This window comes from Aurantivibrio infirmus (genome assembly GCF_054767315.1).
Genome location: NZ_BAAFSK010000002.1, coordinates 229,540 through 245,329, shown reverse-complemented (window position 1 = coordinate 245,329; position 15,790 = coordinate 229,540). Strand labels below are relative to the sequence as shown.

General features: G+C 43.0%; 17 protein-coding genes. 8 read left to right on the top strand and 9 right to left on the bottom strand.

All coding sequences use genetic code 11. The annotated features are described in order from the left end of the window. Positions 1-588: 588 nt before the first annotated feature. The 3 genes from ACYUCY_RS04810 to pomA are packed head-to-tail and all read right to left on the bottom strand — an operon-like array spanning position 589 to position 3,003. Positions 589-1,170: a PilZ domain-containing protein gene (locus ACYUCY_RS04810; protein ID WP_460225329.1), complete on the bottom strand. Its 582-nt coding sequence runs from the start codon at positions 1,168-1,170 to the stop codon at positions 589-591. Between the two features lie 27 nt (positions 1,171-1,197). Then, the gene (locus ACYUCY_RS04805) at positions 1,198-2,181 is read right to left on the bottom strand and encodes a flagellar motor protein MotB (RefSeq protein WP_460225328.1); all 984 of its coding nucleotides are present in this window, start codon (positions 2,179-2,181) and stop codon (positions 1,198-1,200) included. 57 nt (positions 2,182-2,238) lie between these two features. After that, positions 2,239-3,003, bottom strand: coding sequence for a flagellar motor protein PomA (gene pomA, locus ACYUCY_RS04800; RefSeq protein WP_460225327.1), 765 nt, complete (start codon positions 3,001-3,003; stop codon positions 2,239-2,241). A 425-nt stretch (positions 3,004-3,428) separates the two neighbouring features. Here pomA and ACYUCY_RS04795 point away from each other — a divergent pair, with 425 nt between their 5' ends. From ACYUCY_RS04795 to ACYUCY_RS04760, 8 genes are all read left to right on the top strand, one after another. Then, complete coding sequence (locus ACYUCY_RS04795; RefSeq protein WP_460225326.1) at positions 3,429-3,683, top strand: exodeoxyribonuclease VII small subunit; 255 nt, start codon at positions 3,429-3,431, stop codon at positions 3,681-3,683. Further along, positions 3,680-4,585, top strand: coding sequence for a (2E,6E)-farnesyl diphosphate synthase (ispA, locus tag ACYUCY_RS04790; RefSeq protein ID WP_460225325.1), 906 nt, complete (start codon positions 3,680-3,682; stop codon positions 4,583-4,585). Before ACYUCY_RS04795 ends, ispA begins: the two co-directional genes overlap by 4 nt. Positions 4,586-4,795: 210 nt before the next feature. Further along, on the top strand, positions 4,796-6,709 hold the full coding sequence (gene dxs / locus ACYUCY_RS04785; RefSeq protein ID WP_460225324.1) for a 1-deoxy-D-xylulose-5-phosphate synthase: 1,914 nt from the start codon (positions 4,796-4,798) through the stop codon (positions 6,707-6,709). Positions 6,710-6,799: 90 nt separating this feature from the next. Further along, positions 6,800-7,561 (top strand): class I SAM-dependent methyltransferase, encoded by a 762-nt coding sequence (locus ACYUCY_RS04780; RefSeq protein WP_460225323.1) that lies wholly within the window; start codon positions 6,800-6,802, stop codon positions 7,559-7,561. 235 nt (positions 7,562-7,796) lie between these two features. Beyond that, positions 7,797-8,324 (top strand): DUF4136 domain-containing protein, encoded by a 528-nt coding sequence (locus tag ACYUCY_RS04775; RefSeq protein ID WP_460225322.1) that lies wholly within the window; start codon positions 7,797-7,799, stop codon positions 8,322-8,324. Between the two features lie 366 nt (positions 8,325-8,690). Next, complete coding sequence (locus ACYUCY_RS04770) at positions 8,691-9,854, top strand: DUF418 domain-containing protein (protein WP_460225321.1); 1,164 nt, start codon at positions 8,691-8,693, stop codon at positions 9,852-9,854. A 62-nt stretch (positions 9,855-9,916) separates the two neighbouring features. Beyond that, a complete protein-coding gene (locus tag ACYUCY_RS04765; RefSeq protein WP_460225320.1) occupies positions 9,917-11,245 on the top strand; it encodes an MATE family efflux transporter in 1,329 nt (442 codons plus the stop codon). Between the two features lie 209 nt (positions 11,246-11,454). Beyond that, complete coding sequence (locus tag ACYUCY_RS04760; protein ID WP_460225319.1) at positions 11,455-11,937, top strand: NAD/FAD-utilizing enzyme; 483 nt, start codon at positions 11,455-11,457, stop codon at positions 11,935-11,937. Positions 11,938-12,024: 87 nt separating this feature from the next. Here the strand turns inward: ACYUCY_RS04760 and ribA are convergent, their stop codons facing one another. From ribA to ribH, 6 genes are read right to left on the bottom strand one after another with little or no spacing between them, the layout of a single operon-like run. Further along, positions 12,025-12,624 (bottom strand): GTP cyclohydrolase II, encoded by a 600-nt coding sequence (gene ribA, locus ACYUCY_RS04755; protein WP_460225318.1) that lies wholly within the window; start codon positions 12,622-12,624, stop codon positions 12,025-12,027. 35 nt (positions 12,625-12,659) lie between these two features. Then, positions 12,660-13,310 (bottom strand): retropepsin-like aspartic protease family protein, encoded by a 651-nt coding sequence (locus tag ACYUCY_RS04750; RefSeq protein WP_460225317.1) that lies wholly within the window; start codon positions 13,308-13,310, stop codon positions 12,660-12,662. A gap of 48 nt (positions 13,311-13,358) precedes the next feature. Continuing rightward, positions 13,359-13,847 (bottom strand): phosphatidylglycerophosphatase A family protein, encoded by a 489-nt coding sequence (locus tag ACYUCY_RS04745; protein ID WP_460225316.1) that lies wholly within the window; start codon positions 13,845-13,847, stop codon positions 13,359-13,361. Then, positions 13,840-14,802 carry a thiamine-phosphate kinase gene (gene thiL / locus ACYUCY_RS04740; RefSeq protein ID WP_460225315.1) on the bottom strand — a complete coding sequence of 321 codons (963 nt, stop codon included), beginning with the start codon at positions 14,800-14,802 and terminating at the stop codon, positions 13,840-13,842. The genes ACYUCY_RS04745 and thiL overlap by 8 nt, the downstream gene beginning before the upstream one ends. A 24-nt stretch (positions 14,803-14,826) precedes the next feature. Beyond that, positions 14,827-15,255 (bottom strand): transcription antitermination factor NusB, encoded by a 429-nt coding sequence (nusB, locus tag ACYUCY_RS04735; protein WP_460225314.1) that lies wholly within the window; start codon positions 15,253-15,255, stop codon positions 14,827-14,829. Between the two features lie 52 nt (positions 15,256-15,307). After that, the gene (ribH, locus tag ACYUCY_RS04730) at positions 15,308-15,778 is read right to left on the bottom strand and encodes a 6,7-dimethyl-8-ribityllumazine synthase (RefSeq protein ID WP_460225313.1); all 471 of its coding nucleotides are present in this window, start codon (positions 15,776-15,778) and stop codon (positions 15,308-15,310) included. Between the last annotated feature and the right edge of the window lie 12 nt (positions 15,779-15,790).

The following is a 15,790-nucleotide window of genomic DNA, read 5'->3' as shown; positions in this document are numbered from 1 at the left end:
ACTTCATATTTATGACATGTTTTACATAATTTCTTTTAAGTCATTTCATTCGAGGCTCCGCTCCCCTACCGACCAAAGCAGTTCGTCAAATAAGAGCAATTCTCACACCCCAAGAAGATTTGAACTTTCAAGAAGAGTTTGAAACAGAAGGAGTGTGTTAATAAATAGTAGATTTTCGCGCTAGAAAAAATTCGTGGGCGATGTGCACGTATGCAAAAGTGTCGCGGAACACAGGAAGCGTAAGAAAGGCCAAGCGGAGCTAACGCCGCTAAAATGAAACCAGACTACTGATGAAACCGCGCCAAAAAAAGCGGCGCTTAGAAGACTAAGCGCCGCTCAACTCACAGGATGGTCCAATCATCCCTTGTACATCCATGTCCAACGTCCGTGTTGATTCTCCTTGGCTCATGCATCCTTTCAAGACACATTATGGACAGGAGTCGGGGTTCTGAAAATAAGCGATGATCACAGATTTCTGTGCGAAATTGCTTACAAGATGTGTGCGATTTTGGACAGAAAAACCTGGAGATAATCGTTAGATGAACGAGACGGGGCTTTGAATGCGGGATATCTAAAGAATTTTTGTACTCAGTGTGTTGATTGCTCGCTAGCTTGGCGAGCAACCTGCATCATCGTGCTTTGTCGTTTAACAATATGCTGAATAAGTACTTCTTGATCGCTGCTTTCCATCCCGTGAAAATCGATTCGCACAAAGCGTTCGCCGGTCTCAGCAAAATAATTTGAACCTACGACAGTGCCATAGGTAAAGACGTGGGCTTCGGTCGGATAAAGCGCAATGTCCAAGCTAACGATCTGACCTTCAACTAGCTCATCCATGACATAAAAAGCAATACCACAGGCGCTGATGTTAACTTCTTGAATCTTGTGCGCCAGCCGCTCGATTAAACGACTCTCCAATTCGAGATGGCTAATAACACTATTAATTTTTTTATTCATTGCGGAAAGTAACTCTTCCAACAAAGCGTCCTTACTGGCCAATTCCGCGAGAAGACCTTCAATCGCCTCATCATAATTCGAAATCATATTGAAAGCGTTTTCTGCGGATTGCTCTCCTGCTTGTTGCGCTTCAATTTCTTCGTCGCTTAAAATTTTGTAAGCAACTCCTACGGTGTCGGTAATTCGAAAAAAACGGCGTCTTTCATCGCTCATGTAAACGTCCCAATGCAATTATTTTTGTCAAAATATTTCTGTCGGATTTAAATCAAATAAATAGTCGGGATCGATATCCAAAGATCGAAGAATGTCCTGACCATCTTCTCTCAATACATCTAAATCAGATTGATCTAAGTTATCGCCAAGATCTTGTCGTATTACAATTTCAACGCGGCGATTTCGAATTCTGTTTTCCTCTGTATCATTGGGCACCAGAGGAACGGTGTCAGAAAATCCCGCCACTTCGAAGCGACGACTATTGATAAGGCCATCGTCCATAAGTTCGTGAGCCACTGTAACCGCACGAGATGAAGACAGTTCCCAATTGGAGCGATAGCGTGCAGTTGCGATGGGAATATTATCTGTGTGTCCCTGTATTTGAATTTTTCCTGGTTTTTCAATAAGTACGCGCTGAATTTCAGTTATGACATCTTCAATGTTTTCAGATAACTCGGCGGAACCCGAGCGAAACGAACCTTTCTCTCGAATTCGAATGATAATTTTTCGACCGTGAGTTTCGATTTCAATTTCGCCTTCATTGATTTGTTTTGATAATGTATTGGCTAATGAAATCGCGTCTTTTTCAGTTTCTTTTACCAACTCTTCCAATTGTTCTTTGATGCGCGCTTTTACTCCGGCTTCTGCATCAAGATCGCCTTGTTCAATGTCGTACTCTTCTGCGCATTGAACTTCCAAACTTACTGTCGCTACATCTTGAGCTTTTTGCCAAATTTCATTAATCGGTGTCGGCTCGGGTTTACCGGGGCTAAATTCTTGCGCAATAATGCTGGTACCTTTCGGAATGTCGTTCACGTTCAATTTGTTTTGCACACCGAATGCTTGCGCCATAGAACCCGCTAATCGCTTAAATTTTAAGGCATCCATTTCGGAAAACGACAACAGTAAGACGAAAAAACACATCAACAAAGACATCAAATCAGCAAAGGTTCCCATCCATGCTGGTAACCCAGGCGGGCAGTCGCATTTCGTTTCTTCGTCGTCACTCATTTCGAATCAATACCCTTGTACAATTTCATAGCTTTTGTCCGCTGAAGGATTCAATGGCTATCCACTGGCCTCAGCAACTTCACGCTTACTTTCGGGCAAATACGTACGCAACATTGAATCAATAACGCGAGGATTTTGCCCGCCTTGGATAGCCAGCAAAGCATCGATGATTAGATTTTTTACCATTGCTTCTTCACCGGCACGAAGCTTTAACTTATCTGAAATAGGACCGCATAAAGCATTGGCCAACACTGCTCCGTACAAGGTCGTTAACAAAGCCACCGCCATTGCCGGGCCAATCGATTTGGGGTCATCCATATTCGCTAACATTGCAACCAAACCAATCAAAGTACCGATCATCCCCATCGCTGGCGCCATATCAGCGAGTGCCGCAAATATTGAGGAACCTTGCAAGTGTCGCTCTTCTGCTAAGTTTTTATCTTTGGAGAGCATGGTTTTAACGACGTCAGGATCATGACCATCGACTAATAATTGAATGCCTTTTTGCAAAAACGGGCTGCCGACTTCTTTTCCTTCTAGCGACAAAAGTCCTCCCTTTCTCGCCGCATCAGCTAGCTCAACAATCTCATCAATGAGCTCCAGGGGATCTTCTAATTTGAACATGAAACTTTTCCCAGCCACTTTAAAAGCACCGAGGAATTGACCCAGGCCAAACTTCGCCATAACTGCAAAGGCACTACCACCAAATACGATGACGACAGAAGGGATGTTGACGAACATCATTAACTCGCCGCTCAACATCATAGAAGCGACAATAAGCGCCATTGCGCCAATCAAACCAACAAGTGTAGCGAGATCCACTAACAACTCCTTTTACAAACGCTTAAGCACCACTGTCTTAGTAATACCTATGTACATCAATGAAAAACAATTTGGGGCTGCCCTCACTATTCTTAGGAGCCGGGACATGCTCATGATGCTCATTTCCTATTCATTGCATCGGCTGCTCAACGGATTCCATGAGCCCAAAAGATGCTTTTGGTGCCACAATGAAGGCCTAGACCCAGCCAGATTCAGTACGGAAGACAACCTTTATTAAAGTCTAGACGGCAGTCCATGATTTTGCGCAGGACAGGCAAAAAACCTTGGGATATTCACCGGCATACTCCTGAATACTAAAATCGAGACTCGGATATCGGTGCAAATACCGTTAGAATGCCACCACTCTTGGGTCACCCTAGCGCTAGGAACCCTATGCATCACCTGTCAGTTGAAAAGAGAAGATTATGGCTGGGAAAACCAAACAAAAACCTGTCGACTTTGAAAAATCCCTGAGTCAGCTTGAAGCTTTAGTTAACAAGCTGGAGGCTGGGGATCTCTCCTTAGAGGATTCATTACAAGCCTTTGAAGAGGGCGTGAAGTTAACACGAGAGTGTCAGAGCCGACTGGTCGAAGCCGAACAAAGAGTGCAGATTTTGGTCGAGCAACAAGGTGAACTGGTATCCGAAGATTTTGATACCGAGGATGAACCCGAAGAATGACCGGCGATTTCACAAGCTACCTCACTACCCGCCAACAACGAATCAACCAATACTTACGCTCGCAGCTAGACGACTTGCCTCGAATAGCCCCGCGGCTAATAGAGGCAATGAGCTATAGCTTGTTCAACAACGGCAAGCGCGTTCGCCCTATCCTCGCATACGCGAGTGCCGAGGCTCTCGGCGCTAAATTAAGTGACCTGCCCCTTATTGATAAGGTCGCTGGCGCTCTGGAATCCATTCACACTTACAGCCTGATTCATGACGATCTACCGGCAATGGATGACGATGATTTACGTCGCGGTCTACCGACCTGCCACATAGCCTTCGATGAAGCCACCGCAATCCTAGCTGGTGACGGCCTGCACACCTTGGCATTTGAGCTACTGGTTAGCGAAGCAAATACGGTTTCAGATCCGGCGATAGTTACCAAGCTAGTAGCCGAACTCGCACGTGCTTCCGGCCCTTGTGGGATGATCGCAGGCCAATCAATCGACCTCGATTCGGTCGCCAAGCAATTAAGTCTTCCGCAACTTGAAGAAATGCATCGCTATAAAACCGGAGCATTGATTCGCGCCAGTGTCTTAATGGGTGCTATCGCTACTGGAACCACCAATGAGCAGCAACTACGTGCGCTAGAATCTTATGCGAATTCGATTGGTCTTGCCTTTCAAGTCCAGGATGACATTCTCGACGTGACTGGAGATGCCGGTACTTTGGGTAAGCAGGCCGGTGCTGATGCTCGCAAAGAAAAACCCACATATGTCTCCTTACTTGGTTTGGAGCAAGCAAAGCGCAAAGCTGCAGAGCTACATCAGCGCGCTTTATCAGCGCTAGAAGTATTTGAGGAGTCGGCTGAACCGCTGCGAACATTGTCCTCATATATCATCAATCGCGACCGTTGATTCCCTTATTTTGCGCCACTACGACTAGGAATCAGCTGGCGGTAGCAATACAATCACGAGCTAAATTAAAACGGGCTTTTGTCACTGCTTCAGGCGGTAAAGACGATAAATCCTCGACAATTTTCGACGCGATATAGACCTTATTTTTATTCGATCTTCGCTGCTTGCTCTCCGTCATTGCGGTGAAAATTCAAAACTAAACGAGCTGTAATGTTTAAAGAAATACCGACCCAACGCCCGCCAACACCGCTGCTGGATAAGATCGACAGCCCAGCTGATTTACGTGCACTGCCGGAAAAACAATTGCCCGACGTGGCCTATCAGCTGAGAGAATATTTGCTCTACTGTGTCGGCCAAAGTGGCGGTCATTTTGGCGCGGGCCTCGGCGTCGTTGAACTCACAGTTGCTCTGCATTTCATCTACAACACCCCTGATGATCGTTTGGTTTGGGATGTTGGCCATCAAACTTATCCCCATAAAATTCTCACCAACCGCCGCGAAGCGATGTGTTCGATTCGGCAAATGGATGGTATTAGTGGCTTTCCAAAACGCTCGGAAAGTCCTTTTGATACCTTTGGCGTTGGCCATTCAAGTACCTCGATAAGTGCCGCTTTAGGCATGGCACTGGGCAGCGATCTCGCAGGGAGCAAACGAAAACATGTAGCTGTTATTGGTGATGGTGCAATGACTGCCGGCATGGCATTTGAGGCCTTGCATCATGCCGCACATACGGAAAAAGATTTACTGGTTATTCTTAACGATAACAACATGTCGATTTCTAGAAATGTTGGCGGCCTCGCCACCTACTTTTCAAAAATCTGGGCAAGCAAATTTTACAATTCCATGCGTGAAGGCAGCAAAAGAGTATTAGAGAAAATTCCGCCCGCTTGGGAGTTCGCCCGCCGTACCGAAGAACATATGAAAGGATTTGTTTCTCCTGGAACTTTATTTGAAGAGATAGGCTTTAATTATGTTGGTCCCATTGATGGCCATGACCTGCCCAGTTTAGTTCGCTATTTAAGAAGCCTTAGCCAAGTCGGCGGACCCAAGCTTTTACATATCATCACCAAAAAAGGTAAAGGATTTCTTCCTGCCGAAGACGACCCCGTCGGTTATCACGCCTTGAACAAACTAGAACCAAGTCCGAAAATAAAAATTGCTGAAAATACTCAAAAACCAAAAGCACCAAAATACCAAGATGTATTTGGCGATTGGCTGTGTGATATGGCCGCTCAAGATCCGAAACTTGTGGGCATTACCCCCGCAATGTGTGAGGGTTCTGGGATGGTTAAATTTTCTGAAAAATTTCCTGAGCGTTTTCATGATGTCGCGATTGCAGAACAACACGCTGTAACATTAGCCGCGGGTATCGCCTGCGAGAATCAAAAACCTGTCGTTGCGATTTATTCTACATTTTTACAACGCGCTTACGATCAAGTTATTCACGATGTTGCAATTCAAAACTTAGATGTCACATTTGGCATCGATCGCGCTGGCATTGTTGGCGAAGATGGTCCCACTCACAGCGGAAACTTTGATCTTTCTTTTTTACGTTGTATTCCAAATATGCTGATTGCAACGCCGAGCGACGAAAACGAATGCCGGCAACTTTTATATACCGCCTATCAATTTATAGGTCCCGCCGCGGTTCGCTACCCGCGTGGTGCAGGCATTGGCGTAACTATTGAAAAAACAATGAACGAACTCCCGATCGGCAAAGCAGTCCAAAAACGTGGAGGTAAACACCTAAGCATTTTGAATTTTGGCACGCTGCTACCCACCGCAATGGCCGTCGCTGAACAACTTGATGCCAGTGTTTGGGATATGCGTTTCGTGAAACCGATAGATACCCAGGCAATTCTCGAAGCGGCGACTAAATCCGAATTGCTAATAACGCTCGAAGAGAACACCACCAAAGGCGGTGCTGGCTCAGCAGTCAACGAGTATCTTGCCGAAATTGGTATCAACGTGCCGATTTTAAATCTTGGCCTTCCTGATATTTTTATTGAACATGGAAAGCGTGAGCAGATTTTCGAAAAAATTGATCTCACCACGGAAAAAATTCTGGCTAACATTAAAGAAAGGCTTGAGCTAATTAAGGGCAGCAAAAAAGCGGCACTATAAATACTACACATAACGTACAAATCTACTTAATAATAAGCGCCAGCAATCACATAATAATTACTCATACATTCAACCAAAAGGAATAGCCCCATGAAAATTCTTAGCAAACTATTTTTATTCTTGGCAATGACCTGTACGTTAATCGCGGGATCTTATGCACAAACCACGCAAGAAAAAATTGCCGCGGCTATGAAAATGGATCATCGCACCGAGGCAGACCTAAAGCGAGACGCGAATAGAGATCCGCTGCAAGCTTTAGCTTTTATGGGTTTTAAAGATGACATGACTGTCGTTGAATATTTTCCAGCAGGAGGTGCTTGGTATACAAAAATTTTAGCCCCGGTCTTAGCAGAAAAAGGCGAGCTCTACGTTATTGACTCCGCAGCAACATTCACCCGCTGGGGAGAGTTACTAAATAACGAGGCATTTAAAACAGTTAAAAAAGTAGAAATTACTGCGCAATATAATCGCGCCGAAGGCCGCTACGAAATTGGCGACATTAAACTTAAAGATAACAACGCCGATTTATTCCTGAATATACGTGAATACCATAATTTAAATGCCGAAGATAAGGCCCGCGTCAACAAAGTCGCCTATGATTCTCTAAAACCAGGCGGCACCTACGTTATTATCGATCACACACGTCGCCATATGCAGCCTGAATCTCGCATACTGGGTCGTCGTGAAGATCCAGTACAAGTTATCATCGAAGCACAAGCCGCAGGTTTCGTTCTGGAGAAATCTTCCGATATGTTTTTCCGTGAAGCCGATGCCCTGGACTTAGAAGTTGGCAACGCTGCGGTAACAGGACAAACCGATCGTTTTTTTCTTGTATTTAAGAAACCCGAGTAAGTATATTTACATTTAAATTGAGTCGCAGATAACTGCTCTTCAATCTGCGGCCCAATAGCTTCTATGATTCATCGTGATTTTAATAAATCGAAATTAGCTTATGGAAATGCTCACAGTAAAAAACGATTTATTGATATCTATCATTTGCGCTACTGACTATTACTGCTAACCTGGCCATATACATTGAACTCTATTACTCATTTATTTGTAAACTCTACCGCTTGGAGCCATTAAGATGAACCTCGCAAAGTTATTTTTCGTCGCCGTCTCTTTTCTAATCGTCTCCTGTAGCCAAAGCCCTTACAAGATCGGCAGCTCCGTAACCTTGTGCTGCCCCGGTGACTATCAAGAATATTCTACCTATTCGCTGGGATCAAAAGACCTACCACTTTTTTTAAGCGCTTATGTACTTGAGGAATTTGACAAAGCAATTCAAGAGAAAGGCTTAGTTCGCAACGACAATATCCACGATTTGATCATTACACTGTCTTATAAACACATAAATCTCACCGCTGAACAAGAAAACATCGACCCATTTTTTCGTCAAGAAAGTATTAATACGGAATTAAAATTTATCGCTAAACTAATTGTCGAGATGCATGAAACGGCAACGAACAAACTAGTTTGGTCTGGCCAAATAAATAGAATTCATACGGTACGGCCAGGTGAATACATGCACGATGAACGCGCGCGAGGAGAGTTCCTTATGGCATTTCGGAAGATGCTTGCCAGCTACCCTAACGTCCAGCCTGAAGCCCTCTGATACCATCTTCAATTACCGCTTAGCGCCGCGCTGCGTTAAGCGTAACCTCTCAAAACTAACAGCAAGTCTATCCTTAATTCCTGATTTGCGGTAACGTTCTCGTTTAGCCGAAAGGTATACGATATAAAACGCGTTTAAATAACGACGCATCAGCGAACCCTCAGGTATTTGCTTGCAATGGAATTCACTAAAAGCGAAATAGACAAGGAATACCAGGCTTCTGAGAATAACGATGGCGATTTCGGAACCACCATTTCTGAACCAGACTCGACGCTTACACCAAAAATTATCGCGCCTAAAACAACATCCCCCAGAATACTAAACGTCGACCTTCTTCGCGGTATTGCTCTGTTAGGCATCTTGTCGATGAATATCGTTTCATTTGCAATGCCATTTCCAGCTTACCGTAATCCACACGCTTTTATGGGCGACAGTGCATTTAATCATTTGCTATTTGGACTCACCCATATCTTTGCCGATCAAAAGTGCATGGGGCTATTTTCCTTGCTCTTCGGAACCAGCGTGATGTTATTTATCAGCAAGCTAAAGTCTTCTGGCCGAGGCGTTAAACGCTACTACTACTCTCGAACGCTCTGGTTATTGCTGTTTGGTTTCTTACACGGACTTTTTTTGTGGGAAGGTGATATTCTTTTCTATTATGCTTTCTTAGGTTTATTTATTTATTGGTTTTGGCGTTTATTTCCATCCATCCAATTTGGCTTAGGCATCGCAATATTTTTATTAGCAATATATTTCGACAGCATGGGACAAGAATATATAAACTCATTATCAGCTGCGGAAATAAATTATCTTTCCTACCTATGGTTGCCCAGCGACTCCTACATTAACCTTGATACCCTCTCACATTTAGGTCCCTACCGGGACATGGTCGACTTTAGATGGAGGACAAACTTTAACTTTTTCGATAGCAGTGTTGGCGAACTTTCGATTAACATGCTTGGCCAGGGCCTCTCTCGTGCTTTAGGAATGATGTTAATCGGTATGGCATTTTTTAAGTGGGGCATTGTAACTGGCGAAAAAAGTTTTCAATTTTATCGAAATTTAACCTTTGTCGGTCTTGGTATTGGCCTACCACTTTCAAGTTTTGGATTATGGCAATTCTACTTGCACGACTGGGACTTCAGCTACGGTTTTTTTGACGGTCTTATTTACAATCATATTGCAACTTTGTTCACCGTATTTGGCTACATTGGTTTTTGGTCTATGTTGCACATGCTAGGCGTATTTATCTGGCTACAAAAAGGCTTATGTGCCGTTGGACGTATGGCTTTTACAAATTATCTTTGCCAATCTTTAATTTGCACTACTTTATTCTACGGTTACGGTTATGGATTCGGCTGGTTTGGACAGTTGGATCGAGCGCACGCTTTATTGGTCGTTGTTTTAATTTGGATTTTTCAAATCATTTTTTCACTTCTCTGGATGTCGATTTTTAATTATGGGCCCCTCGAATGGGTGTGGCGTCTTTTGACATATTTTAAACCCACACCGCTTTTGAAAAAATATTAAAATACTTCGACTACAATGGTCCAAGCGCATACTGCAAATAATACCGTAGCGACATACCACCGATGCTGGATTCAGAACCCTCCTATTCCTACCTGCTTCAAAAATCTTGGCCAATTATTTTGGCAAACTCTGCCGTACCACTGCTGGGCTTAACGGACACTTTTATTATCGGTAATTTTGGCAAGGTAGAAGAAATTGGTGCAATTGCCTTAGGCGCTACTATTTTCGCGATCTTATACTGGAGTTTCGGCTTTTTGCGCATGTCGACGACCGGCTTCGTCGCGCAAGCTTTTGGTAAAAATGATCATAACGAAATACGCGCGACCTTTGCACGCTCATTGCTTGTCGCATTTACCATCGGCATTTCTATAATAATCCTGCAAACTCTAATTAACTTTCTCATCGGAGTCGGACTCAGCGCTAGCGAAGAAGTAAAAAAAGTCACCTCAGATTATTTCTTGATTCGAGTCTGGGGTGCCCCCGCGACGTTAGGGATGTTCGTAGTAACCGGCGTATTGATAGGGCTGGGTAAAAGTCGTCTTCTACTCACTATTCAACTTTTTCTCAATGGACTCAATATTTTCCTAGATATTGTTTTCGTTGTTGGCTTCAAGTGGGGTGTTGAAGGCATAGCGGTAGGTACGGTGATCTCAGAATGGTCTGCTTTGATATTCGCATTTATTCTACTCCTTCCTTTAATGAGCAAACAAAGAAAACCAAATGAAGAATTTTGGCCAACACTTCTCATTTTCAACAGAAAAAAGATTAAGCGTACTATCGGCGCAAACTTCGATATATTTATTCGTACTTTGTTACTCGTACTGTCTTTTTATTGGTTTAACAACGAAAGTTCAAAGTTTAGCGATGAAATATTAGCGGCAAATTTTATATTGTTACAATTGATCACCTTCAGCGCGTTTTTTCTTGATGGTTACGCTTTCGTCGCCGAATCATTAATCGGCAAGGCCGTTGGCCTCAAAAATAAAGCACTTTTTATTACGACTATCCGCAAGACGAGCTTTTTGGCTTTAGGTACTGCAATTGCCTTAGCTTCTATTATTTATATGTTCGGCAACAACTTTATAGAACTGCTTACAGATATTGACATTGTTCGTGACTTCGCCCGCAGTTCACTCATTTTTGCCGCGCTCTATATTTTACTTTCCTGTGGGGCCTTTCAACTTGATGGGATATTTATTGGAGCCACCGCATCAAAATCTATGCGCAATGCTTCGATAGCATCTTTCGCCATCCTAATGACTACATGGATGATTTTGAGAGCCGATTTTAACAATCAATTACTTTGGATAACTTTTATCATTTATTTGCTTGCGAGGGCAATTACATTACTCTACTATTTTCCTCGTCTCCTAACTCAATTTAAAAGATGATTATCTAATATTGAATTGAGAAAGTTAGCTCAGCTAACACAATTACTTTAATTTCTAAAAACCACATTTTAATATACCGAATAATTTATCTTTGCACTTTTTGACCTAAGTCTTTCAACCTTAGGGAACATAACAAGATTTCTTCTATCTCTAGCATTACTGCATCAGCTATATAAGTCACACAGATTTTGTACACTGAGGAGTAGATCATGAAAACACATATGTTTCTTACTAATAATATCGACAATCTAGAAGCAACAGAAAACGAGCTCGAATCTTTAGGCATTCCTCGATCACACATTAAAATCTATAGCGACGATGAAGCCGGCCTCTATACTCACCATTTACCATCGGTACCAGATATTTCAAAACGAGATGTCATCCATAGTGGTTTTTTAGGCGCCGTAATTGGCGCTCTCGCCGCCATAATCATTTTAATCAGCGCAAATAGTATTGGCTGGACCACCAACTTTGGTTGGATGCCATTCGTATTTTTGGCCTTAGTAGTTTTCGGCTTTAGTGCTTGGGAAGGCGGGTTGATGGGGATTAATAAAATTAATCATCGCTTTCAGCGTGTACAAGAGTTGATACAAGACGGCGCTTATCTACTGATTGTCAGCGTTAACAAACCTGAAGAAGAAAAACTAGCGACAACGATGGGGAGGCACCCCGAAATGCGCTTAGTCAGCTAGTGGACTCAGATTAAACGCAGACTACTCAGAGACTAACTAGTTAATTTTACGATTTGAATTCGATCCACTAATCGTATTTGGTTTTAATTATTGGTCGTCAGAATCTAATAGATGGCCTAGCTTGCCTTTTTTGGTCTCTAGGTATTTGGCGTTATGAGGGTTTCTGCCGGTTTCGTGAGGCAAGCGCTCCGTAACGTCAACGCCTAATTTTTTTAATGCAGCAACTTTTTTCGGATTATTCGTCATCAGCTTTACTTTTTTAATGCCGAGATGATCCACCATAAATTTCAGAATCGAATAGTCCCGCATATCAGCACCGAAACCCAGTTGCTCATTCGCTTCAACAGTGTCAGCGCCTTTATCCTGTAAGCGATACGCCTTGATCTTATTTAGCAAACCAATTCCGCGCCCTTCTTGACGCAAGTAGAAAATGACCCCTCTACCTTCGATTGAAATTTTATGCATCGCAGCTTGTAGCTGTGCGCCACAATCGCAACGTAAACTAAACAAGGCATCACCCGTTAGACATTCAGAGTGTATCCGCGCCATAACGCTTTCACCATTTCCCACATCTCCCATAGTCAACGCAATGTGCTCTTTTTCAGTTTCCACCTCTTCAAAACCATGCATTTCAAAAATGCCCCAAGGCGTGGGAAGCTTTGACGATTCAACGTATCTAATTGTCACACTCGTTACTCTTTATATTTAGAAATAAATTTAATTCAAAACTTAGCTTCAAGAATTAACAAACCATTTTCCGTTCGCATTTCAACTCGACTTAAAAAACTATTTCCCAATAAAATTTTTGTCGGAAAATCGCCAAGAGAAACAGCGGCATCAACGTTATTCACTTCTACATCGCCTATTCGAACCGATTTTAATTTCACCCTATAAGCCTGAGCAATGCCATTTGCGGTCGACACCTGGATTCGCTCACCTTTTTCATAGCGAATTCCTAATTTTTCTGCTGTCGGCATGTTCATCGCTATGGTGGTCGCGCCTGTATCGACTAAAAAGTCAACCGCTCGTCCATTTATTCTTCCCTGAACATCATAGTGCCCTCCACTATTGGCATTTATTCGCACAGTTGCTTTTACAGGTTCAGTTGACTTCGTGGATATCGGAGCAAATTTTTCTATGGTTAAGGTTTGCTTAACACCTTGAACTTCAACGATTGCTGATCGTGAATCTGCGCTTAACAACAAAACCCCTTCGTCGCTTCGACTCCCTTTCTTCAATACCTGTTGGCGACCATCTATGATTAACACCGCCGTGTCCTTAAATAGACCTTTTACAACAATTTCCAAAGCGACCGCCGGCTTGGAAATAAAAAATATGGCAAAAACAAATGCTAAATATTTTATCTGCTTCATAAAAAATCCTTTCTTTTATTATGTACGTGCGATATTCAGCAGCGTCGACTAATAAAATTTAGACAGAGCGAATACAATTATCTGTAAACATAAAAAGGCATATATGGCTGCCAACACATCATCCAACATGATTCCGAAGCCACCTTCAACATGACGATCAAACCAAGCAATCGGCCAAGGTTTAAAAATATCGAACACACGAAACAATAAAAAACCTATAGCACACCAAATCAATCCTGCAGGAGCTAAAAACATGGTAATCCAATAACCAACCATTTCATCCCAAACGATTCCCGGATGATCATGACATTGCTGCGATTTAGCAGCCACGTCGCATAAATAAACACCCACTATAAATGTAAGCACCAAAAAAGCGGCGTACCAAAGCCAGGGCAAATCTTTGATAAGAAAAAAAAACGGAATCGCCACTAAGGTACCGAAGGTGCCTGGGGCTTTCGGCGCCAAGCCAGAGCCGAAACCAAAAGCCAACATCTCAATTGGGTGTTTAATTAAATATGGAAAACTGGGCTTATTCAAAATGCTGAAACCCGGCTTTTTCGACGCTTAATACTTTACCGCCGTTCATACAAGTTACATCGTCGCCGCGGGTAATTTCTCCGATTGCTGTAGCGGCAATTTTGTTTTGCTGAATAAGCCTTTCCATTTCATGGGATCGCTCTTCAGGTACGGTGAAACACAACTGATAGTCGTCACCACCCGATAAAGCCCACTCAATAAGCTTTTCTTTTTTTGCTAATTTTTTTAACGCTTCCGAAACTGGAATGCGCTCTAAATCTATCACAGCACCAACGCCACTTGATTTACAGATATGGCCAAGATCCGCCATCAAACCGTCGGAAATATCAATTGCGGAAGAGGCGACGCCACGCAGTAATTGCCCTTCGTTTATTCTTGGTGTGGGACGATAATAATGCGACATAAAATAATTAAATGCGGCCTTACCAACATTCAATTCATTTTTAATCACCGCAACTGCGGCAGCGCCATCACCAACATGACCGGTAACGTAAATAGTATCACCGACTTTTGCATTGCAACGCTGCAAAGCGCTTTCCGTACTGACAGATCCCATCACTTGAATCGTAATACTCAATGGGCCACGCGTGGTATCACCGCCAATCAAACTACAATTAAACAAATGTGAAGCTTGAAATAAACCGCGACTAAATCCATCCAGCCAATGATGATCTGCACTGGGCATTGTTAAGCCCAAGGAAAACCACAATGGTTCTGCTCCCATCGCAGCCAAGTCGCTTAAGTTAACTCGCAACGCACGCTCAGCAATTAATTCTGGATCAGCATTTTTTGGGAAATGATTTCCACCCACTAAAGTATCCATTGATACTGCAATACTTTTAGCCGTTGGTGGTTGCAACAAAGCACAGTCATCGCCAATGCCTAGAGCAACACCATAGGCACCTAAATCACGCTGAAAATATTTTTCGATTAATTCGAATTCATTAATGGCCATTAAATTTCACTTATCCAATTTCACTTATCCAATCTCGGCGGTACGGATTAATACCGCAGTTTTATCGAGCACTCCATTGATAAATTTGTGACTATCGGCAGCACCAAACTTCTTAGCTAGCGACACCGCTTCACTTATTACAACTTTATACGGAACATCGATTCGATTGACCAATTCAAAACAGGCGATACGCAACAAAGCCAATGTGATTGGGTCAATTTCATTCAGCTCTCGATCAAGTAACTGATTTATAAATTGCTGATCTAGAGCTTCAATTTGTTTTGGGATCGATTTAGCCAGCTCCTCGAAATATGAAACATCAACGTTAGACATGTCATATTCAGATTTAAACTGTTTAACGATATCCTTCGGCTCTTGTTGTGTTAGCTGCCATTGATAAAGCGCTTGCATCGCATAATGGCGGGCTTTGCGTCGAGCTGCTGGAGTTGTCATAACTTTCCTAAATATAAAAAATTCGTGTCAATTCTATTGAGTATAGACAAGTTTAAAGTTGCGAAATTAACGACACCATCTCAATGGCTACACCTGCTGCTTCTGCGCCTTTATTCCCTGCCTTGGTGCCTGATCGTTCAATCGCTTGCTCAATATTATCAACAGTAAGAACTCCAAAAGCGACAGGTACTCCCGTCTGCAACGAGACCTGTGAAAGTCCACTCCCACACTCTCCTGCAACATATTCAAAATGTGGCGTACCACCACGAATAACAGCGCCTAACGCAATGATCGCATCGTACTTACCCGACTCTGCCAACTTTTTTGCAATGATTGGCATTTCGAACGCTCCGGGTACATAACACACTTCAATTTTGTCGTCTTCTATTCCATGTCGATGCAAGGTATCCAAAGCACCTTCTTTTAAATGCTCAACAACAAAACTATTCCAGCGCGTCACCAACAAAACGTAGTGGCCCCCTGCTTTGATAAAGTTACCTTCGATTACTTTATTCGCCGTCATTTGGATTCACCC

Excerpts from the sequence above, each read along its gene's own strand:
- ACYUCY_RS04810 (WP_460225329.1), bottom strand. The coding sequence starts at position 1,170 with ATGAGCGATGAAAGACGCCGTTTTTTTCGAATTACCGACACCGTAGGA.
- ACYUCY_RS04805 (WP_460225328.1), bottom strand. The coding sequence starts at position 2,181 with ATGAGTGACGACGAAGAAACGAAATGCGACTGCCCGCCTGGGTTACCA.
- ACYUCY_RS04795 (WP_460225326.1), top strand. The coding sequence starts at position 3,429 with ATGGCTGGGAAAACCAAACAAAAACCTGTCGACTTTGAAAAATCCCTG.
- ispA (WP_460225325.1), top strand. The coding sequence starts at position 3,680 with ATGACCGGCGATTTCACAAGCTACCTCACTACCCGCCAACAACGAATC.
- dxs (WP_460225324.1), top strand. The coding sequence starts at position 4,796 with ATGTTTAAAGAAATACCGACCCAACGCCCGCCAACACCGCTGCTGGAT.
- ACYUCY_RS04780 (WP_460225323.1), top strand. The coding sequence starts at position 6,800 with ATGAAAATTCTTAGCAAACTATTTTTATTCTTGGCAATGACCTGTACG.
- ACYUCY_RS04775 (WP_460225322.1), top strand. The coding sequence starts at position 7,797 with ATGAACCTCGCAAAGTTATTTTTCGTCGCCGTCTCTTTTCTAATCGTC.
- ACYUCY_RS04770 (WP_460225321.1), top strand. The coding sequence starts at position 8,691 with ATGAATATCGTTTCATTTGCAATGCCATTTCCAGCTTACCGTAATCCA.
- ACYUCY_RS04765 (WP_460225320.1), top strand. The coding sequence starts at position 9,917 with ATGCTGGATTCAGAACCCTCCTATTCCTACCTGCTTCAAAAATCTTGG.
- ACYUCY_RS04760 (WP_460225319.1), top strand. The coding sequence starts at position 11,455 with ATGAAAACACATATGTTTCTTACTAATAATATCGACAATCTAGAAGCA.
- ACYUCY_RS04750 (WP_460225317.1), bottom strand. The coding sequence starts at position 13,310 with ATGAAGCAGATAAAATATTTAGCATTTGTTTTTGCCATATTTTTTATT.
- thiL (WP_460225315.1), bottom strand. The coding sequence starts at position 14,802 with ATGGCCATTAATGAATTCGAATTAATCGAAAAATATTTTCAGCGTGAT.
- nusB (WP_460225314.1), bottom strand. The coding sequence starts at position 15,255 with ATGACAACTCCAGCAGCTCGACGCAAAGCCCGCCATTATGCGATGCAA.
- ribH (WP_460225313.1), bottom strand. The coding sequence starts at position 15,778 with ATGACGGCGAATAAAGTAATCGAAGGTAACTTTATCAAAGCAGGGGGC.